Genomic DNA, 26,246 nt, shown 5'->3' with positions numbered 1-26,246 from the left:
CGTGCGGCTCAATTGGACGGCGCCTGTCCGAGCGTTGCGATCACCTGTTTCAAGCTGTCGTCGAGCCAGATCCGGGCGCTGTCCGCAAGGCTGACATAGCGCGCAAGCGCCGGTTGCAGGCTCGGCACGGTCTCGGCGAGGCGGGGTGCGAAGACATAAAGCGCCAGCAGCCCCGCAGCGATCACCACCACGAGCGCAAAGCCAAAGCGGAACCCGGCGCCACCGGTGGTGCGGGCCTGCCGCGCGCCAAGGGCAGCGGGGTCGCGCCCGCGATCGCCGCTTGCGCGCAAGGTGGAATTGATCTCCTCGATGTCGGGCAGACGCTGGCGCCGCGCCGCGCGGGAGGCCGCCGCAGGCTCTTCCGTTTCGGGCGCACCGGGATCGTCGTCCTCCTCGGCATCGTTGAGATCACTGAAATCGGGAACCGGGCGGGGCGGGCGCAGCGGCTCTTGCGCAGGCACGCGGAGCGCGGTGCGCGCGGGCGTCGGCGCCTTTGCGACCTCGGCCACGCCGGGGCCGGGCGCGCTGTTCGGGACAGGCGCGGGGGCCGCGACCGGCGCAGGGGGAGCCACAGGCGCAGGGGCCGCGGGCGGCGTTACCGGCGCGCGCGCGGGCCGGGCCGGCTCTAGGTTCATCTCATCTTGGGTTTCGAGGCGCTGGCCCTCTGCCTGACGGGCCGCGGCTTCGCGCTCGGCCTCTTCGCGCAAGATCGCGAGCAGGTTTTCATCAATCGCGCGGCGCGGCACCACACCCACACGCGGCGCCGGGCCCAGATCCGGCTCTGCGCGCGGCGGCTCATGACGGCGCGGAACGGCGGGGCGGGGGGCAGCAGCGCTCGGCTCCGAGGGGGACGGAGCCGCAGGCAGCTCCTCGGCATCATAGGGCGAAGACAGCGCCTCAAGCGCGGGCTCTTCGGTTGGCGCAGGGCTCTCTTGCTGCATCAGCGCCGCGATCGAGGCATCGGTCTCGGCGGGGGGCTCCGGCGTCAGCTCCGGCTCTGGCTCGGGCTCGGGGGCCGCGCGCTGTTCGGGCTCCGGCTCCGGCTCGGGCGTCGGATCGGTTTCGCGGGCCGGTTCGGGCTCTTGCGGAGCGCTCTGGTGTTGCGGCGCGTCCTCCTTGGGCGTGTCGTCCCAGTCGAGCGCGGTCGGCGGCGCGGGAAGGTCGTAATCTTCCTCGTATTCCTCAGCGGGCGGCACAGGCGCTGCAATCGCAGCCTCCGGCGCGGCCTCCGCCTCTGCCGCCGCGGCAGCGATCATTTCGGCGCTGGGCTGGAACCAGGTTTGGCCGCAGCCGGAGCATTGCACATCACGCCCGGAGGCCGGAATGACCGAGTCATCGACCTCATATTGCGCCCCGCATCTCGGGCAGATCAGCCGCATGGTTCGTTCGCCTCGCCCTGCCGTTGCCATTCTGGCATTTTCTCTACATATGTTGTAGCAAGCCCGTTAACAAACTCCAAGCGTTTGAGTGGATTGCAGGTCGCCCGGAATACCGGGGGCAAAGGAGAAGTGGGCGTGATCGAGTTTCAGGATGTCGCCGTGGGCTATGGCGGGAGCGAGCTGCTGGCGGAGATATCGCTCAAGCTCGTGCCCGGGTCGTTTCATTTTCTCACGGGGCCCTCGGGCGCGGGCAAGACCACCTTCCTCAAGCTGTGCTATGCGGAGCTTCTGCCCGCGGCCGGGTTTCTGGGCCTTTACGGGCAAGATGCGCGCCTGATGACCCGCGACGATATCGCGCAGATCCGTCAGCGCATTGGCGTCGTGCATCAGGATTGCCAGTTTCTCGATCATCTCTCGGTGGCGGAAAATGTGGCGCTGCCGCTGACGGTTGCGGGCAAGCCGATCGACGGGCAGGCGCTTGCCGAGCTTCTGGCCTGGGTCGGGCTGAAGGCGCAGATGGATGCGCTGCCCGCCCAGCTCTCGGGCGGGGAACGGCAGCGCGCGGCGCTGGCGCGCGCGGTGATCATGTCGCCCGAGGTGATCCTTGCCGATGAGCCGACCGGCAACCTCGACTGGGAGATGTCGCTGCGGCTCCTGTCGCTTCTTGTGCAGCTCAACAAGATGGGCAAGACGGTGCTGATTGCGACCCATGATCTGAACCTGATCCGGCAGGCAAAGGCGCAGGTCTCGGCGCGGGTGCTGCGGATCGCGCACCGCAGGCTGCAACTGGCAGGGGCCGATCTGTGATGTTCTTCAACATTTTGCGCCGGGAGCGCTCGACCTTCGACCGGATCGTGCCGCCCACCGGGTTCACCGCCAACCTCACCGTGCTCACTGCCGCCGCAATGGCATTTCTCGCGGTGTTCGCCCTCGCGCTTTCGCTCGCCTCGGGGCGGCTTGCGGATCGCTGGTCCGAGGCGCTGGCGCGCTCGGCAACGATCCGTATCTCGGCGCCGCCCGAGCAGATCGAGGCGCAGTTGCGCGCCGTGCTTGATGCGCTTTCCACCACGCCGGGGATCGAGGAGTATCGCCCGCTTGATGACGGCGAGATGCGCAAGCTGCTCAATCCGTGGTTTGGCCCTGACCTGCCCGTTGAAACGCTGCCGCTTCCGAAATTGGTGGAGCTGACCGAAACCGCGCAAGGGATCGACGCCGAAGGCCTGCGGCTGCGGCTTGCCGCCGAGGCTCCCGGCGCGGTGCTTGACGATCACACGCGCTGGCGCCGCCCGCTGGTGGCTGCCGCCGAGAAGCTGCGGCTTCTGGGCTGGCTCTCGCTCGTGCTGATCGGCGGCGCGATGGCGGGGATGATCACGCTTGCCGCGCAGGCAGCCCTTGCCGCGAACGGGCAGGTGATCCGCACGCTCCGCCTTGTCGGGGCAAAGGATGGCTTCATCGCCGGGGCCTTTGTGCGCCGCTTCACCCAGCGCGGCTTTGCGGGCGCCATGATCGGCACCGGCTTCGGGATGGGGGCCGTGGCGCTTTTGCCCTCGGCCGATCAGGCGGGCGGCTTTCTGACCGGGCTCGGCTTTGCCGGTGCGGGCTGGCTCTGGCCGCTTGCGCTGCCGCCCCTTGCCGCGGTAGTGGCCTTTGTCGCCACCCGCGCCGCCGCGCTGCGCATGCTCAGAGGGATTCGATGATGATCGTTTGGCAGTATCTGCGCTCTCTCGTCTTCATCGCGCAGATGTATGTGATGTTGATGGTCTTCGCGGTGATCGGGCTGCCCTATGCGCTGATCGGCGGGCGCCGGGCCGCGATCCATGTGTGCCGGGGCTATTGCCTGTGGGTGCGGGTCTCGGCGCGCTGGCTGGTGGGGCTGAAAAGCGAGGTGCGGGGGGCCGTGCCCGATGGCGATGTGCTGATTGCCGCCAAGCACCAGAGCTTTTTTGACATTCTGATCATCTATTCGGCGATCCCGCGCGGCAAGTTCATCATGAAAAAGGAACTGGTCTGGACCCCCTTCGTGGGCTGGTATGCCTGGCTGATCGGCTGCATCCCGGTGGATCGCGGCAAGCGCGGCGCGGCGATCAAGGGGATGCTGGCGCAGGCAAAGGATTCGCGCTTTGCGGGCGGGCAGCTGGTGATTTTTGCGCAGGGCACGCGCGTCGCGGCAGGGGCGAAAAAGCCCTACAAGATCGGCGCTGGCGCGCTTTACACCGACCTCGGCCTCGCCTGTGTGCCGGCGGCAACGAATGTGGGCGTGTTCTGGCCGCGCCATGGCATCTTGCGCAAACCGGGCCTTGCCGTTGTGGAGTTTCTGCCCGCAATCGCGCCCGGTCGCGAGATCGGCGATTTCATGAAAACGATCGAGGTGGATGTGGAAACCGCCTCGGACCGTTTGATGGCCGAGGCGGGCTTCGTTCCCAAATGACGGGCAGGTCGAAATAACGGGCGGGGTGGCTCAGGCCGCCAGCCCCTTCGATCCCATTTCGATATATTTCTTGCGGCGGTCCGAAATCAGCCCGGCGCGCTTCTTGCCGCAAAGCTCATCGAGCATCTTGCCGATTTCCGTGCCCACCGCAGCAATCGTGGCCGCACGGTCGCGCTGCGCCCCGCCTTTCGGCTCGCCGATGATGCGGTCGATCACGCCCAGCTTTTTGAGATCCTGAGCGGTGAGGCGCAAGGCTTCTGCGGCCTCGCGCATCTTTTCGGCATCCTTCCACAGGATCGAGGCGCAGCCCTCCGGCGAGATCACCGAATAGATCGAGTGTTCCAGCATGGCGATGCGGTTGGCCGTGGCAAAGGCGACCGCGCCGCCCGAGCCGCCCTCGCCGATGACCACCGAAATCAGCGGCACGCCGAGGGTGAGGCATTTCTCGGTCGAGCGGGCGATGGCTTCCGCCTGGCCACGCTCTTCCGCGCCCTTGCCGGGATAGGCGCCGGGGGTGTCGACAAGGGTGATGACGGGCAGGTTGAACCGGTCCGCCATATCCATCAGCCGGATCGCCTTGCGGTAGCCCTCGGGCCGGGCCATGCCGAAGTTGTGGGTGATGCGCGAGGCGGTGTCATGCCCCTTTTCGTGGCCGATCACCATCACCGGGCGGTCGTCAAAGCGGGCGAGCCCGCCCATCACCGCATGGTCATCGGCAAAGTTGCGGTCCCCCGCGAGCGGCGTGTATTCGGTGAAAAGCGCGTCGATGTAATCGCGGCAATGCGGCCGGTCGGGGTGGCGCGCGACCTGGCATTTGCGCCAGGGCGTGAGATCCTTGTAGAGATCCGTGAGAAGCTGCGCCGCCTTCTTGTCGAGCGCGGCGGCCTCCTTCTCCACATCCATCTCGGGGTTGGCCCGCGCCATCGCGCGCAATTCCTCCGCCTTGCCCTCGATTTCGGCCAGCGGTTTTTCGAACTCGAGATAGGTGGTCATCAGCCCCTCCGTGACGTGATCGCCGTCTATATGACCGCGGCGAAGGGGATTTGCAACTGACGCAGGGGGAAGGGGCGGGGCTGGGCCGAGGCCTGCGTCAATCCGCTTCAACCGAAACGCCCCGGCCGACGGACCGGGGCGTTCCTGTTCCCTCATGCAGCCGGGCCTCCCCTCCCTGCCGCTCCGGGATCCATACGATTCGTGTCACGAATCGTTTTTAACACGCCTAAGCTTTAATCATTTCAGACTGTCTGACAATAACTTCCGCTTGCCGGATCGAGGCAATATCGACGAGCCGGCCCTTGTAAACCGTGGCGCCGGCCCCTTCGGCCTTGGCCTTCTCCATCGCGGCGAGAATCTCGCGCGCTTCGGCCACGGCCGCCTCCGACGGTGTGAAGACCTCGTTGGCAAGCGTCACCTGTTTCGGGTGGATCGCCCATTTGCCCACCATGCCAAGCGTGGCGGAGCGCAGCGCTTGCGCGCGGAAGCCCTCATCGTCGGAAAAGTCGCCAAAGGGCCCGTCCACCGGCAGAATGCCATGGGTGCGGCAGGCGGCGACGATGGCCGTTTGCGCCCAATGCCACGGGTCGGACCAGTATTTCGCGCCGTCGCGCAGCATGTAGTAGTTTTCCTGCGTGCCGCCGATGCCGGTGGTCGCCATCCCCATCGAGGCGGCAAAGTCTGCCGCGCCAAGGCTCATCGCCTGCAGCCGGGGCGACGCGGCGGCGATCTCTTCGACATGGGCGATGCCGGCGGCAGATTCGATGATCACCTCAAGCGAGATCCGCTTCTTGCGCCCCTTTGCCGCCTCAATGGCGCTCACCAGCGCATCAACGGCGTAAACATCGGCGGCGCAGCCCACTTTCGGGATCATGATCTGGTCGATCCGCTCCGAGCCCTCTTCGAGCAGCTCGACCACATCACGATACCAATAGGGCGTATCGAGCCCGTTGATCCGCACCGAGAGATATTTGCTGCCCCAGTCGATATTATGCGACGCTTCAATGATATTGCGCCGCGCCGCGGGCTTGTCGTCGGGGGCGACCGAGTCCTCAAGATCGAGGTTGATCACATCCGCCGCCGAGGCCGCCATCTTCTCGAAGATCGCCGGGCGCGAGCCGGGGCCAAAGAGCTGGCAGCGGTTCGGACGGGCGGGGGCGGCGGGCTGGACGCGGAAGCTCATATATTCCCTCGGCAAGTATGTTTCATCGCAGATTGCGTTTCCGATATAATGTTGCGCGAAGGATTTCAAGGCTATTTTGCAGGTGCAGAATCGTGCGCCTGGTGTGGCGATGAATTTTGCGGCGGCGTGAAAACTCGCACGATCCTGCGGCAAAATCGGTCAATTGCGCAAGAAAGCACTCCATTTCGCCGGTGATGCGCGTATCATTCCAAGGAAATTTGATGCAAGCCGGGGCATTTCTTGGCGAAACTTCTCTCTGGTGCGCGAGGCTCCCATGTCGCTGATCGAAACTCCCTATCTGCTCTTTCTGGGCGACGCGCCCGACCAGCTCGCCGCGAAAGTTGCGCAAGGCATCAAGGACTGGCGCCCCGAATTCGCGCTTGGCCAGTTCCGCATGGAGGGCTGCAAGGCCGATCTCGGCCTCGCCGACATGAGCCTTGCCGAGGCGAAGGCCGCGGGCTGCAAGACGCTGGTGATCGGCGTGGCGAACCGCGGCGGCATCATCTCGCCCGCGTGGAAAAAAGTTCTGGTGGCCGCACTCGAAGAAGGGTTCGACCTCGCCTCGGGCCTGCACAACCTGCTGCGCGAGGAGGCTGATCTTGTCGCCGTGGCCGAAGCCTGCGGGCGCAAGCTGCATGACGTGCGCGTGCCCACGGTCGATTACCCGATCGCCAATGGCGTGAAGCGCAAGGGCAAGCGGATGCTCGCCGTTGGCACCGATTGTTCGGTCGGCAAGATGTATACTGCGCTCTGCGTCGAAAAAGAGATGCGCGCGCGCGGCATGGCGGCCGATTTCCGCGCCACCGGGCAAACCGGCATCCTGATCACCGGCAATGGCGTGCCGCTGGATGCGGTGATCGCCGATTTCATGGCGGGCGCGGTCGAATGGCTCACGCCCGACAATGACGCCGATCACTGGGATCTGATCGAAGGGCAGGGGAGCCTGTTCCATGTCAGCTATTCCGGCGTGACGATGGCGCTTGTCCATGGTGGCCAACCCGATGCGCTGGTGCTCTGCCATGAGCCGACGCGGGCGCATATGCGCGGCCTGCCGGGCTACAGCCTGCCCGCGCTTGATGCGCTGCGCGATCTGGCGCTGCAGATCGCCAAGGTCGCCAACCCCGAATGCAAGGTTGTCGGCATCTCGATCAACACGCAAAACATGCCCGAAGCCGAGGCGAAAGCCTATATCGCCAAGGTCGAGGCGGAGATGGGCCTGCCCACCACCGACCCGTTCCGGTTCGGGGCGGAGAAGCTGGTGGACGCGCTCGCCGCGATCTGAGAGCTTCAGGCAGATCTGGCGCGGCCCCCCATGGGCGGGGCCGCCCGCAAGAAAGGGCAGAGCATGATTTCCGTCACGGCTGACACGTTCAAACTGGCCGAAGTTTTCACCATATCGCGCGGCTCGCGCACCGAGGCCAAGGTGCTCACGGTGCGGATCACCCGCGGCGGTGTCACCGGCTGGGGCGAATGCGTCCCCTATGCGCGCTACGGCGAGAGCCTGGAGAGTGTCACCGCTCAGATCGAGTCGGTGCCAGCGGGCATCACCCGCGCCGGGCTTTATGCGGCGCTGCCGCCGGGGGCCGCCCGCAATGCGGTTGATTGCGCGCTCTGGGATCTGGAGGCGAAGACCGCGGGCAAGCGGGCCTGGCAAATTGCGGGCCTGCCCGCGCCCCGGCCCGAAACCACCTGCTACACGCTTTCGCTGGCCGAACCGGAGGCGATGAAAGCCTCGGCGGCGCGCAATGCGCATCGCCCGATCTTGAAGATCAAGCTGGGCACCCCCGATGACATGGCCCGGCTGGAGGCGGTGCGCGCAGGCGCGCCGAAGGCCAAGATCGTGGTCGATGCGAATGAGGGCTGGACGGCGGAGATTTACACCGAGCTTGCGCCGCATCTGAAGCGGCTTGGCGTGGCGATGGTCGAGCAGCCGCTGCCCGCGATTGACGACGAGGCGCTGATCGGTCTCGTGCGCCCGGTGCCGGTTTGCGCGGATGAAAGCTGCCATGACCGCGCGAGCCTCGCGCATCTGCGCGGCAAATACGACATCGTGAACATCAAGCTCGACAAGACCGGCGGGCTGACCGAGGCGCTTGCGCTGCGCGCGCAGGCGCTGGCCGAGGGCTATGGCGTGATGGTGGGCTGCATGGTCGGCTCAAGCCTCGCGATGGCGCCCGCCACGTTGGTGGCGCAGGGTGCGGCCTATGTCGATCTTGACGGGCCGCTCCTGCTGGCGCAAGACCGCGAGAACCCGCTGCAATATGCCGATGGCATGGTTTATCCCCCCGAGCCGGCGCTCTGGGGCTGATGAGGAGATCGAGATGAGCCGGATCGTTTACCTGAATGGCGACTACATGCCCGAGGAAGAGGCGAAGGTTTCGATCTTCGACCGCGGCTTCGTGATGGGTGATGCAGTCTATGAAGTGACCTCGGTCCTTGACGGCAAGATCCTTGAATTTGAAGGCCACATGGCCCGGCTTGAGCGCTCGCTGAGCGAATTGCAGATGGTTTGCCCCCTCACCCGTGAGGACTGGCTGGCGATCCACCACGAGTTGGTGACGCGCAACGAGCTCGTTGACGGGATGATCTATCTGCAGGTGAGCCGCGGCAATGCGGGCGACCGTGACTTCCACTTCCCGCCGGCGGGCACGCCGCCCACGGTGGTGCTTTACACGCAGTCGAAACCGGGCCTTGCCGACGATCCGAAGGCGAAAGTGGGGATCAAGGTGATCTCGATCCCGGATCTGCGCTGGCACCGCCGCGACATCAAGACCGTGCAACTGCTCTACCCGTCGATGGCGAAGATGGCCGCAGAGGCCGCGGGCAAGCACGATGCGTGGTTTGTGGAAGATGGCTTCGTGACCGAGGGCTCGTCCAACAACGTCTATATCGTCAAGGGTAGCAAGATCATCACCCGTCAGCTTTCGCATGACATCTTGCACGGCATCACCCGCGCCTCGCTGCTGAAATACGCCGCCGAGGCGCAGATGGAGATCGAGGAACGCCCCTTCACCATTGCCGAGGCGCAAGCGGCGGATGAGGCCTTTTTCACCTCGGCCTCGGCCTTCGTGATGCCGGTGGTGGAAGTGGATGGCGCCGCGGTGGGCACCGGCAAACCCGGCCCCGTGGCGACCCGGCTGCGCGAGATCTATCTCGAAGAGAGCCTCAAGCGCACGGTCTGAGCCGTCGCAACCTGATCTTCAAAGCCCCGGTCATGTGCCGGGGCTTTTGCTTTTGAGGTCAGGCCGCCTTGGCCGGGCGAAAGCGGATCGCGCCCGGGGCAAGGCTTTGCGCGCGCGTGGCCTCGATGATCAGCGCGGGCGTGCCATCAAGCGAGACCTGCGCATCCGGGCCGATCTGTTCGATATGCAGGTCTTCGGGGCGCGGCAGCGGGCCCTCAATCGCCAGCTCGATCACATCGCCCGCGCAAAAACCGGTGATCCGCGGCAGCGTCGCGCCAAGGTGCGGCGGCGCCGGTTCGGCAAGCAGGCGCGCAAGCTGCGCCATTACGGCGGCATCGGCATCCGGTTCGGGCCTCTCAAGAGATGCCACCGGCGCGCCGGAACCGGGGGCCGTTTGCGGCGCCGGTTCAGCCGTTTTCTCCCGTTTCCGCTCCGTTTTGGGTTCGGCCCGCACCTCGGCCCAAAGCACCAGCCCGACCGCAAAACTCAAAGCAATGAAAAGCGCAAGCATCCGCTGATCCCTTTTTGCGCACGGTGCCGGGCCGCGCGCCAAGACACAAGCTGGTTCCGGGTGTCCCGTCCGGGCATTGTCGCCGGAGGGGCGTCAACCCTTGCCCTGGCGCAAGATTGGCATGCGGCGCGGGCAAAGGAAAACCCCCGGGCTCATGCCCGGGGGCAATGCGTTGGGGCCAGATCAGGCCGCGGCGGTGGTGCGCAGCGTGATCGAGGTGAGCGGCAGGTCTGCCGGCAGCACGCCGTCGATCACCATCAGCCCCGCGCCATCGAGGCTGATCAGGGTGCTGTCGGTGCCATAGAGCGCGGTGGTGATGGTTCCGGTGGCGGCGGTGGTCACCACCTCGATCCCGTCTTGCTTGGCGTTGAAATCGGTCACATGGACCGGATCGAGGCCGGTATTGTCGGTGGAAACAACAAAGCTGTCTTCACCGAGCCCGCCGGTGAGGATGTCGCCATCCATCCCCGAGAGCGTATCGGCGCCGTAGCCGCCATCCAGCACCGAGACCGACCCCGTGGTGCCGGTCTCGACCGCCACCAGAAGGTCGTCACCGCCCCCGCCCAAAAGCGTGTCGGCCAAGCCGCCCGAGAGGATCACGTCGGCGCCATAGCCACCATCGAGCAGGTTGGTGCCCTCGGTGTCGATCAGCGTATCCCAGCCATCGCCACCGATCAGCGTGTCGTCGCCCGCGCCACCATCAAGCGAATCACCCTCGGTGCCACCGTCGAGACGGTCATTGCCCGCGCCGCCCACGAGCATGTCGAACCCGGCCGCGCCGGTGAGCGTGTCATCGCCGTCTTCGCCCGAGAGGCTGTCGTCGCCCGAGCCGCCGTCGAGCACGTCATTGCCCGCCCCGCCCAGAAGCAGGTCATTGCCGGCATCGCCCGCAAGCGCGTCCGCCTCGGTGCCGCCCGCAAGGCTGTCATCGCCGTCGCCGCCCGAGAGCTGGTCTGTGCCGGCACCGCCCAGGAGCGCATCATCGCCCGCATCGCCCGAGAGCGTATCGGCCCCGTCGCCCCCCGAGAGGTAGTCGTTCTCCGTGCCGCCAAGGAGGCTGTCATCGCCCGCGCCGCCGTCGATGCTGTCAATGCCCGCATCGCCCGAGAGGGTGTCGTCCCCGTCGCCGCCATAAAGCGTGTCGAGGCCGTCGCCGCCGGAGATCTCATCCGCTCCGGTGCCGCCAGAGAGCAGATCCTGCCCCGCAAGCCCGGTGATCGTGTCATCGCCCCCCAGCCCGTCGAAGGTATCGTCAAGATCGGTGCCACTCATGTTATCCGCAGCGTCGGTGCCATCCTCGGTCTCGCCCGGAACGCGGGCATAAACATAAACCCCCTCGTCGAAATCATCGGCGGTGAGGGCGACATTGCCGTCAAGCTCCGCCGCCGTTGCCCCTTCGAAATAGGCCACCTGTTCACCACCGAGCGAGAGCGCAACGCCATTGTCATCCTCGACGAGCGAGAATTCGGTGCCCTCGGTGTAACTTTCCACAGAGACCAGAACCGCCTCTCCACCCTCGGTCGTGTCGGCACCGGCGTTGTAATCGGTCACCGTCACCGGGTCATCGCCCGTGCTCCAGCGCAGCGAATAGGCATCGTCACCATCGCCACCGGTCATCGTGTCGCCGTTGTCGCCCATCAGCACGTCATCATTGCCGCCGCCTTCAAGCAGGTCGGGGGCCGCACCCTCGCCATCGGCATCGACGGCATAAAGCGTGTCGCCGCCGTAACCGCCATTGAGCGTATCGGCGCCGGTATCGTCAAAAAGTGTATCCGCGCCGAGGTTGCCGCGCAGCACGTCATTGCCCGCGCCGCCAACCACAGTGTCGTTGCCATGACCGGCGTCGATGTAATCATCGTCGTCGGTGCCCGCGATGCTCTCGTCCGCGTCAGTGCCCCAGATTGCATCGCTCGGCACTTCGGGGGTCTGGCCGCCGCCGCCGCCCGTGTCATTGTCGTCGTGATCATCGTCGTCACTGACCATAACGATACCGGCCAGAAGGATCGGAAACAGAGACATCAGAATGACACTGCCCATATCGGACTCCGTTAATAAAAGTTTAACGGCACGTTACGCCTTTGGGCGCAAATGTGGCAAGGGCCGGGTAAACTACTTGGCTAAAATGAAAAAATGCGGAAACAATAGGTCAAAAGCGACACGATTGTTTTGCCTTTGGCGGGGGCTCAGAGCGGGCAGCGTGCCAGAACGGCGGTGAGGATCGGGGCGAGGCGCGCGGCCCAGATGCGCTGTCCCGATTCGTCCGCGATCAGATCTTGCCGCAGTTCGATCAGCACATTGGGCCGACCGGGGCGCCGACCGGGGCGCAAGGCGTGACGATCGACACTATCCCCCGCAAGATGCCCCGAGTAAGGCTCGTTGTCACCCACGCAGATGCCCGCCTCCGCGAGCGCGGCAATCAACGGCAGCGCAAGGCGGCTGTCGAGATGGGAATGCAGCACGCCCACTTCCCAAGGCCGCGGGGCACGGCCGCGCAACTGCGGCGTGAAGGAATGGATCGCGCAAAGCACCCGGTCGGCGCGCGCTGCCGCAAGCGCTTCCAGCGCCTCATGATAGGGGCGGTGCAGGCGGGCGAGCCGCTCCTCCACCCCGGCATCCGAAATGCCCCGGTTTGCCGGGATCACCGTCCCGTCGTAGAGCTGCATCACGAGAGTCGGGTCATCCTCGCCGCGGTTCGGGTCGATCACGAGGCGGGAGAAATTCGACCAGATCACCGGCGCCGCGAGATGTTCGGCCAGGCAGCGCCCGAGCCCCAGCGCGCCGATGTCATAGGCGATGTGGCGCCCCATCTCTGCCGCAGGCAGCCCCAGATCTCCTCCCGCCACCCAGTCGGGCACCCGGTTGGTCGCGTGATCCACGGTGACAAGCCAGCGCGAGGGACGATTTTCGGTGATTTGATGAAAGGGAGCAGGCGCGGTCATGGTTTCTTCGTCATTGTGTTTCACAACAGATTTACGCCCGCCGGTGCCTGAGTGCCAGTTGCCCTGTGCGACTTTTTGCGCCATAGATAGCCCCGGCCCGCGAAATGATTTAACCCTGAACAATCGAGGACGCATGAGACGCCTTCGCAACGTCAAGATCGTGGCCACGCTCGGCCCCGCATCCGCTGACTACAAGACCATCCGCGCATTGTTCGAGGCAGGCGCGGACGTTTTCCGCCTCAACATGAGCCATGGCAGCCACGATGAGCATCGGGCGCGCTACGACATCATCCGCCAGATCGAGGCCGATACCGGCCGCCCGGTGGCGGTGCTTGCCGACCTTCAGGGGCCGAAGCTGCGCGTGGGCACCTTTGCCGCCGTCGCTGCCGAGCTTGAAGAGGGGCAGATGTTCCGCCTCGATCTCGACCCGACCGAGGGCGACAGCCACCGCGTTTGCCTGCCGCATCCCGAGATCTTCGCCGCGCTCGAAGAGGGCGCCCGGCTTTTGGTCAATGACGGCAAGATCCGCCTCAAGGTGATCGACTGCGGCCCCGATTTCGCCAATTGCGAGGTGATGGTGGGCGGCACGATCTCCAACCGCAAGGGCGTGAACGTGCCCGACGTGGTGCTGCCGCTCGCCGCGCTTTCGGAAAAGGACCGGGTCGATCTGGAATTCGCCTGCGAGCTCGGGGCCGACTGGCTGGCGCTGAGCTTCGTGCAGCGCGCCGAAGACGTGATCGAGGCGAAGACATTGGCCAAGGGCCGCGCTCAGGTGCTTTCGAAAATCGAGAAACCCGCCGCCGAACGCGCCTTTGACGAGATCCTCAAGGTCTCCGATGGCATCATGGTTGCGCGCGGCGATCTTGGCGTCGAACTCCCGGTCGAGGCGGTGCCGCCGATCCAGAAGCGGCTCATCCGCAAATGCCGCGCGGCGGCCAAGCCGGTGATCGTGGCAACGCAGATGCTCGAAAGCATGATCGAGAGCCCGATGCCCACCCGCGCCGAAGTCTCTGACGTGGCGACCGCAATCTACGAGGGCACCGATGCGATCATGCTCTCGGCGGAATCCGCCGCGGGGCGCTACCCGGTCGAGGCGGTGCAGACGATGAACGCCGTGGCGAAATCGGTCGAGAGCGATCTGACCTTCCGCGACATCATCGAGGCGAGCCGCTCCGCAGTGCGCCAGACCGTGACGGACGGGATCGTGGCGGCAGCGCGTGAAATCGCCGAAACCACCGATGTTTCGGCGATCTGCTGCTACACGCAATCGGGCAAGACCGTCGGGCTCGTGTGCCGCGAGCGCCCGCGGGTGCCGATCATCGCGCTGTCGCCGATCACCCAGACGCTGCGCAAGCTTTGCCTCAACTGGGGCGTGCATGCGGTGCGCTGCGACGAGGTGAGCCGGTTCAAGGAAGCGGTGGTCAATGCCGCCCGCGCCGCGCGCGACTATGGTTTTGCCGATGAGAGCCATCAGATCATCGTCATCGCAGGCGTGCCCTTCAACGTGCAGGGCACCACGAACATTCTGCGCGTGGCGCCCTGCGACGAGCGGTTGATCTACCGCACGGACCCGGAGTAACCTGCCCCGATAAGGCCCGATAAGGCCCGATAAGGATCTTGGGGGGGGGGGCGCCATGCTGGATGCCGATATCTACCTTGTTCTCGGCATTATCGTGTCGGCCTTCGCGATCCCCGGCGTGCTCTCTGCTTTTGCCGAGAGCCGCCCGCCGCGCTCTGCCGCTGTTGCGGTTCTCGTGGGCGGCGGGTTGATTCTCTACGCCTTTGCAACGCGCCCGGGCGGCTACACGCCCGCGCAGATCCCCGAAGCCTTCACCCGGGTTCTGGCCGAGATTCTCGGCCGCTGAGAGCGGCGCCCGGATCGGGCCCCGGATTAAGGCCGGAGATCCATTTTCCCTTGCCAAACCGCCGCGCCCGGTCTAAACGCGCCCACCTACCCCGCACGGCCGGCCACGAGTGGCATGCCGAGTCGTGCGTTCACTCTCGAAAAGGAGATGAAAATGCCCAAGATGAAGACCAAATCGGCCGCCAAAAAGCGGTTCAAATTCACGGCGACCGGCAAGGTCATCGCCGGCCCGGCGGGCAAACGCCACGGCATGATCAAGCGCACGACCAAGTTCATCCGCGACAGCGCGGGCACGATGATCCTGTCCGATGCGGACGCGAAGATCGTCAAAAAATACATGCCCTACAACCGCTGATCTGGAGGCCTGAAACATGTCCCGCGTCAAATCCGGCAAGGTTACTCACGCCTCGCACAAGAAAGTCCTGAAGAAGGCGAAAGGCTACTACTCGGCCCGCTCGCGCAACTTCCGCACCGCCACTCAGGCTGTCGACAAGGCGAACCAATACGCCACCCGCGACCGTAAACAGCGCAAACGCAACTTCCGCGCGCTGTGGATCCAGCGCATCAACGCGGCTGTCCGCGCCTGCGATCTGGAAATGACCTATTCGCGCTTCATCAACGGTCTGGCGCTCGCCGGGATCGAGGTGGACCGCAAGGTTCTGGCCGATCTCGCGATCGCCGAGCCCGAAGCTTTTGCGGCCATCGTCGAAAAGGCGAAGGCTGCCGCGGCTGCGTAATTTCCCGCTTTCGGGAACTCGAACCCCCGCGCGGCACCCGCCGTCGCGGGGGTTTTGCTTTCATCCGCTTGAATTCGGGGCCGGGCGCGGTATGAACAGCCCAGCCCACCAAGGAGAGACTTCATGACCGCGCTCGATGTGCTCAAGGCGAAATATCTCGAAGGCATCGGTGCCGCTTCCGACGAGGCGGGGCTGGAAGAGCTGCGCCTTGCCGCGCTGGGCAAGAAGGGCGAGATCAGCCTGAAAATGCGCGAGCTCGGCAAGATGAGCCCGGAAGAGCGCACCACCACCGGCGCTGCATTGAACCGCCTGAAAGACGAGATCGACGCGGCGCTGCGCGCCAAAAAAGAGGCGCTGGCCGATGCCGCGCTCGATGCGCGGCTGAAATCGGAATGGCTCGATGTCACGCTGCCGGGCCGCCCGCGCCGTCAGGGCACGATCCACCCCGTGTCTCAGGTGATGGACGAGGTGACGGCGATCTTTGCCGATATGGGCTTTGCCGTGGCTGAAGGCCCGCAGGTGGAGAGCGACTGGTATAACTTCGACGCGCTCAACATCGCCCCCGAGCACCCCGCCCGGCAAGAGCATGACACATTCTTCATGGCGCGCGACCCCGCCGACCCGCGCCCGCCCCATGTGCTGCGCACCCACACCTCGCCGGTGCAAATCCGCGCGATGCAGGAGCGCGGCGCGCCCATTCGCGTGATCGCGCCGGGCCGGGTCTACCGGATGGACATGGACCAGACCCATGCGCCGATGTTCCACCAGGTCGAGGGCATGGCGATTGGCAAGGATATCTCGATGGCGAACCTGAAATGGGTGCTCGAGGAATTCTGCAAGACCTTCTTTGAGGTGCCCTCGGTCGAGCTGCGCTTCCGCGCCAGCCACTTCCCCTTCACCGAACCCTCCGCCGAGGTGGATATCCGCTGCTCGTGGGAAGGCGGGCAGTTGAAGATCGGCGAGGGCAATTCGTGGCTCGAAATTCTCGGCTCGGGCATGATGCAACCCAAGGTGCTCGCCGCAGGCGGGATCGACCCGAACGAATGGCAAGGCTTTGCCTTTGGCATGGGCATCGACCGGATCGCGATGCTGAAATACGGCATCCCCGACCTGCGCGCGTTCTTCGAGAGCGATTTGCGGTGGTTGAAACACTACGGGTTTGCGCCGCTCGATCTGCCGACGGTGTTCGGGGGGTTGAGTAAGTGAAAGGGCTGGTCTGGGGGCAATTGTATTCACTATTGCTGGTAACACTTGTGATCGTCAGCGGAGCAAACCAGCTCGTGAATTGGGAGAAATTGCTGGATTCCCTCTCGAATATAGGGGACTTCCTTGTCGGTGTTGCTGCACTTGGAGCAATTGTTGCCTATCCGTGGCAAAAGCAGAAGGATAGAGATGTGCAGGTCGACGAGGAAAGACGGACTATCTTGCGCTCCTTCCTTACTGCAAGCGAGAATTACTTCGTTGATTTGGGACGACTTGCAAAAGCTGTAGAATATAAGCAGCCAAAGGATACATTTGATGCTCTGAACGCAGCGAAGGCAGAGTTAAGTCTATTCGTTGCCGGAGATAGCCTTCACGCATGCATGAGGTTGCAGCAGGCCCTGATCGCCTATCACAGTGCAGTTAAATCCTATCTGGAGACGCTAAATTCTTCGGAAACTGTCAAGGCTGCCAATAAGGCAACCAGAGACCATACTTACGAAGTCGCAAAAGAAGCACTGCTAGAAGCGCTCTTAGTCTCCAGAAAAAGTCTTCTTCATGAAGAGCCAATTGGCAAAGAGCAAGAGGCCTTGGCCTTGCTTTACAAGTTGCCTGCTCGCACGAAAGGGAAAAAATGAAATTCACCCTCTCCTGGCTGAAAGACCATCTCGCAACCGAGGCCTCGGTCGAAGAGATCGCCGATGCGCTGACCGACCTTGGCCTTGAGGTTGAAGAGGTGGTGAACCCGGGCGCCAAGCTTGCCCCCTTCACCATCGCCAAGGTGCTGCATGCCGAAAAACACCCCGATGCCGACAAGCTCCGGGTGTGCAAGGTGCTCACCGACGAGGGCGAGAAGGTCATCGTTTGCGGCGCGCCGAATGCGCGGGCGGGCATCACCGTTGTGCTCGCCAAACCCGGCGATTATGTGCCCGGCATCGACACCACCCTGGGCGTGGGCAAGATCCGCGGCGTCGAGAGCCATGGCATGATGTGCTCCGAGCGCGAGCTGGAGCTTTCTGACGAGCATAACGGCATCATCGAGCTGCCCGAAGACAGCCTGAATTCGGAAGTGGGCTGCAAATTCATCGACTGGCTGGCGGAAAACCGCCCCGAGGCGGTGGACCCGATGATCCATATCAAGATCACACCGAACCGCCCCGATGCTCTGGGCGTGCGCGGCGTGGCGCGCGACCTTGCCGCGCGCGGCCTTGGCACGCTGAAGCCGCTCGCCATCGAGCCGGTGCCGGGTGGCTTTGCCAGCCCGATCAAGGTGGCGATTGACGCGGGGCTCAAGGACAAGGGCTGCCCGCATTTCACCGGCCGGCTGATCCGCGGCGTGAAGAACGGGCCGAGCCCGGCCTGGCTGCAAGCCCGGCTCATCGCCATCGGCCTGCGCCCGATCTCGACGCTCGTCGACATCACCAACTATTTCACCTATGACCTGAACCGCCCGCTCCATGTGTTTGACGCGGCGAAGGTGACAGGCGATCTGCGCATCGTCCCGGCGGCGGGGGGCGAGGAGCTTTTGGCGCTGGACGGCAAGACCTATACGCTCCGCCCCGGCCAGATGGTGATTTGCGACGACGCGGGCCCCGAGAGCCTTGCGGGCGTGATGGGGGGCGAGCTTTCGGGCTGCACCGAGGCGACCACCGATGTCTTCCTTGAAAGCGCCTATTGGGACCCGATCACCATCGCCGCCACGGGCCGCGCGCTCAAAATCACCTCGGATGCGCGCTACCGCTTCGAGCGCGGCGTGGACCCGGAGTTCACCCTGCCCGGGCTGGAGCTGGCCACGCAGATGGTGCTTGACCTGTGCGGCGGCGAGGCCTCGGAGGTGGTGAGCGATGGCGCCGCGCTTGAGACGCGCCGCGCCTACAAGCTTGACCCGGCGCGGGTGATCTCGCTCGTCGGCATGGAGATCCCCGAGGCCACGCAACGCGCCACGCTGGAGGCGCTTGGCTTCACGTTCGAGGGGAACATGGTCAGCCCGCCAAGCTGGCGCCCCGATGTGCTGGGCGAGGCCGATCTGGTGGAAGAGGTGGCGCGCATCGCCTCGCTCACCAAGCTTGAGGGCAAGCCCATGGCGCGGGAGACGACCGGCGTGCCCGGCCCGATCCTGACGCCGTTGCAGGTGCGCGAAAAGACCGTGCGGCGCACGATTGCCGCGCTCGGCTACAACGAATGCGTGACCTACAGCTTCATCGACGCGGCCTCGGCCACGATCTTTGGCGGCGGGCAGGAGGCGACGCGGCTCGAAAACCCGATTTCCTCGGAAATGACGCATCTGCGCCCCGACCTGCTGCCGGGGCTTTTGCAGGCCGCGGCGCGCAATCAGGCGCGCGGCTTTGCCGATCTCGCGCTCTTCGAGGTGGGCCCCGCCTTCAGCGGCGGCGAGCCGGGCGATCAACTCCTTCAGGCGGCGGGCCTGCTTGTGGGGGCTGCCGCCCCGCGCGACCCCTGGGGCTCGCGCCGCCCGGTCGATCTGTATGACGCCAAGGCCGATGCCGAGGCGGTGTTGTCGGCCATCGGCGCGCCCGCGCGTGCGCAGATCACCCGCAAGGTGGCGGCGTGGTTCCATCCGGGCCGGTCGGGCACCATTGCGCTTGGGCCGAATGTGCTGGCAAGCTTTGGCGAGCTGCACCCGAAAGTGCTGCGCGAGATGGGGGTGAAGGGGCCTGCGGTCGCCTTCACGATCCAGATCGCCGCCGTGCCCTTCCCGAAGGTGAAAACGCCGACCCGTCCGGCGCTTGCGCTTTCTGGCCTGCATGCGGTTGAGCGCGATTTCGCCTTTGTCGTCGACAGCCATGTCGAGGCGATCACCGCGGTCAATGCCGCCTATGGCGCCGACAAGGCGCTGATCGATCACGTCTCGGTCTTTGACCAGTTCACCGGCGCCAAGGCGGAAGAGCAGATGGGCGCGGGCAAAAAGTCGATCGCGCTGTCGATCCGGCTGCAGCCGCGCGACAAGACGCTGACCGATGCCGAGATCGAGGCGGTGGCGCAAAAGGTGGTCGACAAGGTCACCAAGGCGACCGGCGGCGCGCAGCGCAAGTGAGCAAAAAACCTTGCGGCAGGTGACGCAGGTCACGCTTCGCAACGGGCAAAAACAGGGTAGGCTCTCTCCCATCCGGGGGGGAGCCTGATGATTTTTGACTATGTGATTTTGGGCGGAGGTTCGGCGGGCGCGGTTTTGGCCGCACGGCTGAGCGAGGAGGCCGAGGTGCGCGTGTGCCTTGTCGAGGCGGGGAACGCGGCAACAGATATTCTCGTGCGCGCGCCCGCGCTCGTGGCGGCGCTGGTGCCGGGGTATTTGCGCGCGCATAACTGGGCGCTGCAGACCGTGCCGCAGCCGGGGCTGAACGGGCGGCGGGGCTTTCAGCCGCGGGGCAGGGGGCTGGGCGGCTCTTCCGCCATCAATGCGATGCTCTATGTGCGCGGCCACCCCTCCGATTATGACCATTGGGCCGCGATGGGGGCTGTGGGCTGGGACTGGGCCTCTTGCCTGCCGTGGTTTTTGCGCGCCGAGCGCAACATGCGCGGCGCCTCGGACCTGCATGGGGCGACAGGGCCCCTGCAGGTGGGCGACCAACGGCGCCCCCGCAAGATCTCCCGCGCCTTCATCGAGGCCTGCGCCGCGGTGCACTGCCCCGAGAACGATGATTTCAACGGGCCGGTGCAGGAGGGGGCGGGGCTCTATCAGGTCACGCAATTCTGGGACGGGCCGAAAAAGGGCGAGCGCTGCTCGGCTGCGGCCGCCTATCTGCATCCGGTGACGGGGCGGCCGAACCTCACCGTGCTGACCGGTTGCCGCGCCGAGAAGGTGCTGATCGCGGGCGGTCGCGCGATCGGGGCCGAGGTGCGGCGGGGCGGCGAGAAACTGCGCCTTGAGGCGCGGGCCGAGGTGATCCTGTCGGCAGGCGCCTTTGGCTCGCCGCAGCTGCTGATGCTGTCGGGCATCGGCCCCGGCGCGCATCTGCGCGAGCGCGGTATTGCGGTGGTGCATGATCTGCCCGGCGTGGGGCGGAACCTGCACGACCATCTCGATTACATCCTCTCCTACACCTCGCCGCGGCGCGATGTTGTGGGGCTCAATCCGCGCGGGCTGATGCGGCTGGCGCGCGCGGCGGGCGGCTGGCGCAGGCATGGCGAAGGGCTTTTTGCCTCGCCGATGGCGGAGGGCGGGGCCTTCCTGCGCTCTTCCCCCGAGATCGAGATCCCGGATTTGCAGATCCATTTTGTCACCGGGATCGTCGATCAGCACATGCGCAAGCTGCATATTTCCGATGGCTGGTCGGCGCATATCTGCGCGCTGCGCCCCCGGTCGCGCGGCAGCCTGCGCCTCGCCTCCCAAAACCCGCGCCGCGCCCCGTTGATCGACCCGGCCTTTCTGGCCGATCCGCGCGACGAAGAGGTGATGCTGCGCGCTGCGCGGCTTTTGGAACAGATCGTGACCGCGGCCCCGCTGGCGCCGTGGCGGGGCAGGCGGCTCTACCCGCATGATGGCTCGGAGCGTGCGATCATGGCCGATATTCGCGCCCGCGCCGATACGGTTTATCACCCCGTGGGCACCTGCCGGATGGGGACGGATGCGGGGGCGGTCGTCGATCCGTCTCTGAAAGTGCATGGGGTGGCGGGGCTGCGCGTGGTCGATGCCTCGGTGATGCCGCAGGTGGTGGGCGGCAACACCAATGCGCCGACGATCATGATTGCCGAGCGCGCCGCCGATTTCATCCGCCGGGCGCGCAAGGGGGCGTGAGCCCTCAGCGCTTCCGGCGCCGTACCACCGGCACCGTGGTGGCGACATAATCAATCGAGGGGTGCGGCGGCTGGCCTTGCGTGTCGCGCCAGAACGCCGGGCCGCCGCGCGCAAGGAACAGCGGCAGCACCATCGCGAGCCCCGCCAGAAAGCCGCCGATATGGGCGATATAGGCCACGCCATCGCTTGACGCGCCGAGGCTGTTGAGAAGCTGCAGCCCGAACCAGAAGCCAAGCACGATCCAGGCGCGGATCGTGAAGATCTTGTAGACGATGATCAGGATCACCAGAATGTCGACGCGCGCGCGCGGAAACATCAGCAGATACCCGCCCATCACCGCGGCAATCGCCCCCGAGGCGCCGACCATCGGCACCGGGCTCCACGGATCAAGCGCGATCTGTGCCCCCGCCGCGGCGAGACCGCCCGCGAGGTAAAAGAGCAAAAACCCGAGCGGGCCGAGCTGATCTTCGAGGTTGTCGCCAAACACCCATAAAAACAGCATGTTGCCGCCGATATGCATGAGCCCTGCATGCAGGAACATATAGGTAAAGAGCCCATGCAGGTAAAAGCCATGCGTTACCGCATCGGGGTAAAGTGCCCCCCAGGCCCAGAGGCCGCGCATCTGCCCGCCCCAGTCCGCGGTCAACAGATAGACGAGGCAATTGAGGGCAATCAGCGTCCAGGTGACCCAGGGCGTGCGGTTTGAGGGGTTGTGGTCGCGGATCGGGAACATGGGGCGAGCCTTTCCGAAACCGGCGAGGCCGTCAAGCCGGGCCTATTTATGCGCCCGGAGCAGCGGCTGGTTCTCCATGTCGGTGAACTCGAGCACTTCCCCCGAAAGCCGCAGCCCCTTGGCGCGGCCGATGGTGGAGTGAAAGGCGCGTTCCACCACCATCGTGGCGGGGTCGCACATCATTCGCGTGCCCGCGAGCCCGCCGACATGGAGCAGGTTCTCGCGCATCTCGACCGGAGCCGAGAAGCGGTTGCAGCCCGAGCGGCCCGCGATCCGGCCCGGCTCGGGGGCTTCGATCGTCACCTCAACCCCCGCGGGCACCGCGGTGCCGTCGATCTCGGTCACATGCCACTCCACCGCATGATCGAGCAGGTTGAGCGGGTCAGTGGTGGGCTTTGCGCCCTCCTCCTTGCATCCGGCAAGGGCAAGTGCGGCACAAAAGGTCATCAGGATCGGGCGCATGGGCACTCCTTTTCGGGCAGAGTGGCGGGGGCAGGGGCGTATCGCAAGGGCCTCACGCAAAGGTGTGGCTCAGAAGGTGGGGGGCGTGTTGACCCAGATCACCACGGTGCGCCCGTCGGCGGCATTGGCCCAGGCATGGGGCCGACGGCTTTCAAAATAGATGCTGTCGCCGGGGCCAAGCTCATGCACTTCGACCCCGTCGAGGGTGAGCCGGAAGCGCCCCTCCAGCACGGTGATGAATTCCTCGCCGTCATGGCCGTAACCGCCTTCGGAGGCCGCGCCGGGGGCGAGGATGAAGCGGTGGCAATCCATCTGCCGTCGCCCTTCGGCAAGCACTTCGATGCGCACCCCCGCCACCGGCATCGGCCAGGTGCGGGCCTGGCCCGCCCGCACGACGGGTTGGCCGATTTCGTCCTGCCCGGAAAGGCGCGATACGGTGGTGCCGTAATATTGCGCGAGATCGGCAAGCGTCTTGAAGCTCACCCCCGCGCCGGTGCGCTCAAGCGTGGAGAGGGCAGAGGCGGAGACACCAAGGTTTTGCGCCACCGCTTCAAGCGTTTCGCTGCGGCTTTGGCGCAATTGGCGCAGCGCATGGCCAAGCGGTTCATTGATGATTTCGGCCGGGGCGGGGGCGGTGCTCTCGGCCTCAAGCGTGGCGCGGATTGCCGCCGGATTGAGCCCCGCCGCCCGGCGCAGATATGCGATGCGCTGAAGCTGGGCGACATCCGCTTCTGAATAGAGCCTTTGCCCCGACGCGCGGCGCTGCGGCGCGATCAGGCCCTGCGTTTCCCACAACCGCAGCGTGGACGGGGCAACGCCCGCCGCGCGGGCCGCCTCCGTCACCCGGAACATCGGCGCGGCCTCGGAGCCAGGGTCTTGGGGCGTATCTGCGGGTGAGTCGGTCATCATTTCAGCCATACGCGCAGAAGATGGCGGGGGCCACGCCGATTGCCAAGAATTTTCTTGCAGAAAAAATGCAAAGTAAGGATAGGATGGGGCATCTCGAATCGGAGCCCCCCATGACCGTGCAAACTTCCCCCGACCTCAGCCGCCGCCGCATTGACGCCATTGCCAAGGGCGTGGGCATGACGACGCAGATCTACGCCGAACGCGCTGAAAACGCCGAGATCTGGGACAAGAACGGCACCCGCTATATCGACTTTGCCGCCGGGATCGCGGTGGTCAACACCGGGCACCGCCACCCGAAAGTGATCGAGGCGGTGAAGCGCCAGCTCGACGCGTTCACCCATACCTGCCATCAGGTCGTGCCCTACGAGAATTACATCGCCCTCGCCGAACGGCTCAACGCCGCCGTGCCGGGCGATTTTGCGAAAAAGACGATCTTTGCCACCACCGGCGCCGAAGCCGTTGAAAACGCGGTGAAGATCGCGCGCCATTACACCGGCCGCGCGGGCATCGTTGCCTTTGCCGGCGGGTTCCATGGCCGCACCTTCATGGGCATGACGCTCACCGGCAAGGTCGCCCCCTACAAGACCGGCTTTGGCCCGATGATGAACGATGTCTGGCACCTGCCCTTCCCCTGCCCGCTGCATGGGGTGAGCGGCGAGGATGCGGTGGCCGCGCTTGAGCGCCTTTTCAAGGCCGATATCGAGCCCACGCGCGTGGCCGCGATCATCGTCGAGCCGGTGCAGGGGGAGGGGGGCTTCTACCCGGTGCCCGAAGGGTTCATGCAAAAGCTGCGCGAAATCTGCGACAAGACCGGCATCGTGCTGATTGCCGATGAGGTGCAGACCGGCTTTGCCCGCACCGGCAAGCTGTTCGCGATGCAGCACCATGGCGTTGCCGCCGATCTCGTGACGATGGCGAAGGGCCTTGGCGGTGGTTTCCCGATCTCGGCAGTGACCGGCAAGGCGGACATCATGGACAGCCCCGGCCCCGGCGGGCTTGGCGGCACCTATGCGGGCGCGCCGATTGCCGTTGCCGCCGCGCATGCCGTTCTCGACGTGATCGAGGAAGAAGCGCTTTGCGCGCGCGCCGAGCGCCTTGGCGGGCGGCTCAAGCAGCGCCTTGCCTCCCTGCGTGATGCGGTGCCGGAAATCATCGACATCCGCGGCCCCGGCTTCATGAACGCGGTCGAGTTCAACGTCGCCGGCACCGAGACGCCGAACCCCGAGTTCACCAACCGGGTGCGCGAGGCGGCGCTTGAGCGCGGGCTGATCCTGCTCACCTGTGGCGTTTATGGCAATGTGATCCGCTTCCTCGCGCCGCTCACCATCCCGGATGCGGTCTTTGAGGAAGCGCTCGACATCCTTGAGGCCTCGATCCTCGCGGCGAAGGGCTGAGCCATGTGGGGCGAGGCCTCGGGAACGGACCGGCTCGACGAGACGGATGGGCGGTTGATTGCCGCCCTGCGCCGCGATGGCCGCGCCGCGGTCTCGGACCTTGCCGCGCAGCTCGGCCTGTCGCGCGCCACCGTGCGCGCCCGGATCGAGCGGCTCACCGCGCGCGGCGAGATTGCGGGCTTCACGGTGCTCACCCGCTCCGACATCGCCTCGGCGCCGGTGCGCGGCATGATGCTGCTCACCGTCGACGGGCGCGCCACCGAGCGGGTGATCGCGCGCCTGCTCGGCCTGCCTCCGGTGCAGGCGGTGCATACCACGAACGGGCAATGGGATCTGATCGCCGAGATCGGGGCGCGCTCGCTCTCCGAACTGGATGAGACGATTGCCCAGATCCGCCGCCTTGAGGGCGTGAACCGTACCGAGACCAACCTGCAACTCTCGTCGCGCCGGCCTGCGGCGCGGTTCTGAGCCGCCGCCCCGGTGCGGCGCGCCTTTGCAACGCGGCGGGCCTTGAAATCCCACCGCGTTGCTTGTATCTCGGCACGTCCCGGCTAAAATGGGGCAAAGTCGCTCGTGGGGCGACAGGCGAACCCGCAAGGGCCAAAGCGAAGGTGTGTCGATGTCCTGGACCGATGAACGTGTCGAGCTTCTCAAAAAGATGTGGACCGAGGGGCAATCGGCAAGTCAGATCGCCAAGGAACTTGGCGGTGTGACCCGCAATGCGGTGATCGGCAAGGTGCACCGTCTGGGCCTTTCCAACCGTGTCGAAGGGGCGCCTGCAGCGGCCACTGCCGCGCCTGCCGCCAGCCCGGCGCCGAGCGCCCGGCCCGCCGTTGAGCCGACCCCGGCGGCCCCGACGGCTGCGCCCGCAGCGGCGAGCGCGCCGCGCCCTGAGCCCGAACCCGAGCCGGAGCTGGAACCCGTTGTGCGGCCCGCGGCGGCGGCCCCTCGCCCCACGCCCGCGCCGCAACCCGCCGCGCCCGCGATGCGCAAGACCGGCATCGTGCCCGCGGGCCAGCCGTTGCCGCCGCAGCCCTCGCTCAACGAGATCAGCCCCGAGACGCTCGCCTCGGTGCGCGAGGTGGAAAAACGCGCCCGCAAGATCTCGCTGATGGAACTGACCGAGCGCACCTGCAAATGGCCGATCGGCGACCCGGCGACGGATCATTTCTATTTCTGCGGTCTGCCGAGCCAGCCCGGCAAACCCTATTGCGAGGCGCATGTCTCGGTGGCGTTCCAGCCGATGAGCGCGCGCCGCGACCGCCGCCGCTGAGCAGGTGTGCGCGGAGCAGATCCCGGCCCGGCGGGATGCAACGTCGGGCGCAGGTCTGTTTATCATGGCATTGAGCCAGCCAAGCGCATCGGAGCCAGGCCACCGTGCAAAAGCTGTTGCAGGCGCTCAGGCAAGTTGTGCGGACCCATTGGGAGAGCTACGGCACGCTCAATGAACCGCGCCCCTATCTGATCGGCATTGCCGTCGCGGCCGGTTTCCTGCTCTTTGCCCGGTTGATCTTCGGCTGACCCTCCACCGGAGCCTTGTCCCGGGGCGCAAGCCTTCGCCCCGACACAGCTTCTC

Annotated in this window: 27 protein-coding genes; 18 read left to right on the top strand and 9 right to left on the bottom strand. The window is 65.7% G+C overall.

From position 1 onward, the window contains the following. Positions 1-8 precede the first annotated feature (8 nt). A complete protein-coding gene (locus tag ACFSM0_RS10835) occupies positions 9-1,379 on the bottom strand; it encodes a zinc-ribbon domain-containing protein (RefSeq protein WP_377390208.1) in 1,371 nt (456 codons plus the stop codon). A 135-nt stretch (positions 1,380-1,514) separates the two neighbouring features. Here ACFSM0_RS10835 and ACFSM0_RS10830 point away from each other — a divergent pair, with 135 nt between their 5' ends. Genes ACFSM0_RS10830 through ACFSM0_RS10820 form a run of 3 tightly spaced genes read left to right on the top strand, consistent with a single transcriptional unit; the run spans position 1,515 to position 3,807 of the window. Beyond that, positions 1,515-2,186: a cell division ATP-binding protein FtsE gene (locus tag ACFSM0_RS10830; protein ID WP_377390206.1), complete on the top strand. Its 672-nt coding sequence runs from the start codon at positions 1,515-1,517 to the stop codon at positions 2,184-2,186. Next, complete coding sequence (locus tag ACFSM0_RS10825) at positions 2,186-3,076, top strand: cell division protein FtsX (RefSeq protein WP_377390204.1); 891 nt, start codon at positions 2,186-2,188, stop codon at positions 3,074-3,076. The genes ACFSM0_RS10830 and ACFSM0_RS10825 overlap by 1 nt, the downstream gene beginning before the upstream one ends. Then, positions 3,073-3,807 carry a lysophospholipid acyltransferase family protein gene (locus ACFSM0_RS10820; protein ID WP_377390202.1) on the top strand — a complete coding sequence of 245 codons (735 nt, stop codon included), beginning with the start codon at positions 3,073-3,075 and terminating at the stop codon, positions 3,805-3,807. The genes ACFSM0_RS10825 and ACFSM0_RS10820 overlap by 4 nt, the downstream gene beginning before the upstream one ends. Positions 3,808-3,837: 30 nt before the next feature. On the opposite strand, the gene ACFSM0_RS10815 is transcribed toward ACFSM0_RS10820, so the two are convergent. Together ACFSM0_RS10815 and ACFSM0_RS10810 are read right to left on the bottom strand one after the other, a co-directional pair. Continuing rightward, a complete protein-coding gene (locus ACFSM0_RS10815; protein ID WP_377390200.1) occupies positions 3,838-4,800 on the bottom strand; it encodes an acetyl-CoA carboxylase carboxyltransferase subunit alpha in 963 nt (320 codons plus the stop codon). A 226-nt stretch (positions 4,801-5,026) separates the two neighbouring features. Further along, positions 5,027-5,983, bottom strand: coding sequence for an L-malyl-CoA/beta-methylmalyl-CoA lyase (locus tag ACFSM0_RS10810; protein ID WP_377390198.1), 957 nt, complete (start codon positions 5,981-5,983; stop codon positions 5,027-5,029). 280 nt (positions 5,984-6,263) lie between these two features. On the opposite strand from ACFSM0_RS10810, the gene dgcN reads away from it, so the two are divergent. The 3 genes from dgcN (at position 6,264) to ACFSM0_RS10795 (ending at position 9,165) form a co-directional block, all read left to right on the top strand. Then, positions 6,264-7,265, top strand: a complete 1,002-nt coding sequence (gene dgcN, locus ACFSM0_RS10805; protein ID WP_377390576.1) for an N-acetyltransferase DgcN — start codon at positions 6,264-6,266, stop codon at positions 7,263-7,265. 63 nt (positions 7,266-7,328) lie between these two features. Continuing rightward, positions 7,329-8,291, top strand: a complete 963-nt coding sequence (gene dgcA / locus ACFSM0_RS10800; protein WP_377390196.1) for an N-acetyl-D-Glu racemase DgcA — start codon at positions 7,329-7,331, stop codon at positions 8,289-8,291. Positions 8,292-8,304: 13 nt separating this feature from the next. Further along, the gene (locus tag ACFSM0_RS10795; RefSeq protein ID WP_377390194.1) at positions 8,305-9,165 is read left to right on the top strand and encodes a D-amino-acid transaminase; all 861 of its coding nucleotides are present in this window, start codon (positions 8,305-8,307) and stop codon (positions 9,163-9,165) included. A 58-nt stretch (positions 9,166-9,223) separates the two neighbouring features. On the opposite strand, the gene ACFSM0_RS10790 is transcribed toward ACFSM0_RS10795, so the two are convergent. The 3 genes from ACFSM0_RS10790 to ACFSM0_RS10780 all read right to left on the bottom strand — a co-directional run bounded on the left by ACFSM0_RS10790 (position 9,224) and on the right by ACFSM0_RS10780 (position 12,615). Beyond that, on the bottom strand, positions 9,224-9,676 hold the full coding sequence (locus ACFSM0_RS10790; RefSeq protein ID WP_377390192.1) for a hypothetical protein: 453 nt from the start codon (positions 9,674-9,676) through the stop codon (positions 9,224-9,226). A 183-nt stretch (positions 9,677-9,859) separates the two neighbouring features. Then, positions 9,860-11,713 carry a calcium-binding protein gene (locus ACFSM0_RS10785; RefSeq protein WP_377390190.1) on the bottom strand — a complete coding sequence of 618 codons (1,854 nt, stop codon included), beginning with the start codon at positions 11,711-11,713 and terminating at the stop codon, positions 9,860-9,862. Positions 11,714-11,859: 146 nt separating this feature from the next. Further along, the gene (locus ACFSM0_RS10780; protein WP_377390188.1) at positions 11,860-12,615 is read right to left on the bottom strand and encodes an N-formylglutamate amidohydrolase; all 756 of its coding nucleotides are present in this window, start codon (positions 12,613-12,615) and stop codon (positions 11,860-11,862) included. 133 nt (positions 12,616-12,748) lie between these two features. Here ACFSM0_RS10780 and pyk point away from each other — a divergent pair, with 133 nt between their 5' ends. From pyk to ACFSM0_RS10740, 8 genes are all read left to right on the top strand, one after another. Continuing rightward, positions 12,749-14,194, top strand: a complete 1,446-nt coding sequence (pyk, locus tag ACFSM0_RS10775; RefSeq protein WP_377390186.1) for a pyruvate kinase — start codon at positions 12,749-12,751, stop codon at positions 14,192-14,194. Positions 14,195-14,249: 55 nt separating this feature from the next. Further along, a complete protein-coding gene (locus ACFSM0_RS10770; RefSeq protein ID WP_377390184.1) occupies positions 14,250-14,480 on the top strand; it encodes a hypothetical protein in 231 nt (76 codons plus the stop codon). Between the two features lie 153 nt (positions 14,481-14,633). Next, positions 14,634-14,834 (top strand): 50S ribosomal protein L35, encoded by a 201-nt coding sequence (rpmI, locus tag ACFSM0_RS10765; RefSeq protein ID WP_097068479.1) that lies wholly within the window; start codon positions 14,634-14,636, stop codon positions 14,832-14,834. Positions 14,835-14,850: 16 nt separating this feature from the next. Next, positions 14,851-15,216: a 50S ribosomal protein L20 gene (gene rplT, locus ACFSM0_RS10760; protein WP_377390182.1), complete on the top strand. Its 366-nt coding sequence runs from the start codon at positions 14,851-14,853 to the stop codon at positions 15,214-15,216. 123 nt (positions 15,217-15,339) lie between these two features. Further along, positions 15,340-16,422, top strand: coding sequence for a phenylalanine--tRNA ligase subunit alpha (gene pheS, locus ACFSM0_RS10755; protein ID WP_377390180.1), 1,083 nt, complete (start codon positions 15,340-15,342; stop codon positions 16,420-16,422). Beyond that, positions 16,419-17,054 (top strand): hypothetical protein, encoded by a 636-nt coding sequence (locus ACFSM0_RS10750; protein ID WP_377390178.1) that lies wholly within the window; start codon positions 16,419-16,421, stop codon positions 17,052-17,054. The genes pheS and ACFSM0_RS10750 overlap by 4 nt, the downstream gene beginning before the upstream one ends. Then, positions 17,051-19,471, top strand: coding sequence for a phenylalanine--tRNA ligase subunit beta (pheT, locus tag ACFSM0_RS10745; RefSeq protein ID WP_377390176.1), 2,421 nt, complete (start codon positions 17,051-17,053; stop codon positions 19,469-19,471). Before ACFSM0_RS10750 ends, pheT begins: the two co-directional genes overlap by 4 nt. Positions 19,472-19,558: 87 nt before the next feature. Next, the gene (locus ACFSM0_RS10740) at positions 19,559-21,172 is read left to right on the top strand and encodes a GMC family oxidoreductase (RefSeq protein WP_377390175.1); all 1,614 of its coding nucleotides are present in this window, start codon (positions 19,559-19,561) and stop codon (positions 21,170-21,172) included. A 4-nt stretch (positions 21,173-21,176) separates the two neighbouring features. Here ACFSM0_RS10740 and ACFSM0_RS10735 read toward each other — a convergent pair whose 3' ends face one another. From ACFSM0_RS10735 to ACFSM0_RS10725, 3 genes are all read right to left on the bottom strand, one after another. Next, complete coding sequence (locus ACFSM0_RS10735; protein ID WP_377390173.1) at positions 21,177-21,905, bottom strand: rhomboid family intramembrane serine protease; 729 nt, start codon at positions 21,903-21,905, stop codon at positions 21,177-21,179. Between the two features lie 42 nt (positions 21,906-21,947). Next, on the bottom strand, positions 21,948-22,367 hold the full coding sequence (locus ACFSM0_RS10730; protein ID WP_377390171.1) for an META domain-containing protein: 420 nt from the start codon (positions 22,365-22,367) through the stop codon (positions 21,948-21,950). A gap of 69 nt (positions 22,368-22,436) precedes the next feature. Then, the gene (locus ACFSM0_RS10725) at positions 22,437-23,273 is read right to left on the bottom strand and encodes a MerR family transcriptional regulator (RefSeq protein ID WP_377390169.1); all 837 of its coding nucleotides are present in this window, start codon (positions 23,271-23,273) and stop codon (positions 22,437-22,439) included. A 113-nt stretch (positions 23,274-23,386) separates the two neighbouring features. On the opposite strand from ACFSM0_RS10725, the gene ACFSM0_RS10720 reads away from it, so the two are divergent. The 4 genes from ACFSM0_RS10720 (at position 23,387) to ACFSM0_RS10705 (ending at position 26,191) form a co-directional block, all read left to right on the top strand. After that, on the top strand, positions 23,387-24,670 hold the full coding sequence (locus ACFSM0_RS10720; RefSeq protein WP_377390167.1) for a 4-aminobutyrate--2-oxoglutarate transaminase: 1,284 nt from the start codon (positions 23,387-23,389) through the stop codon (positions 24,668-24,670). A 3-nt stretch (positions 24,671-24,673) separates the two neighbouring features. Next, complete coding sequence (locus tag ACFSM0_RS10715; protein ID WP_377390165.1) at positions 24,674-25,138, top strand: Lrp/AsnC family transcriptional regulator; 465 nt, start codon at positions 24,674-24,676, stop codon at positions 25,136-25,138. Positions 25,139-25,289: 151 nt separating this feature from the next. Next, positions 25,290-25,943 (top strand): GcrA family cell cycle regulator, encoded by a 654-nt coding sequence (locus ACFSM0_RS10710; protein WP_377390163.1) that lies wholly within the window; start codon positions 25,290-25,292, stop codon positions 25,941-25,943. 104 nt (positions 25,944-26,047) lie between these two features. After that, positions 26,048-26,191, top strand: coding sequence for a hypothetical protein (locus ACFSM0_RS10705; RefSeq protein WP_377390162.1), 144 nt, complete (start codon positions 26,048-26,050; stop codon positions 26,189-26,191). Positions 26,192-26,246: the final 55 nt, after the last annotated feature.

The sequence above is a fragment of the Rhodobacter lacus genome, assembly GCF_042683065.1.
GTDB classification, from domain to species: domain Bacteria; phylum Pseudomonadota; class Alphaproteobacteria; order Rhodobacterales; family Rhodobacteraceae; genus Rhodobacter; species Rhodobacter lacus.
The sequence above is the reverse complement of the archived record's forward strand: the minus strand, read 5'-3'. Positions and strand labels throughout refer to the sequence as shown.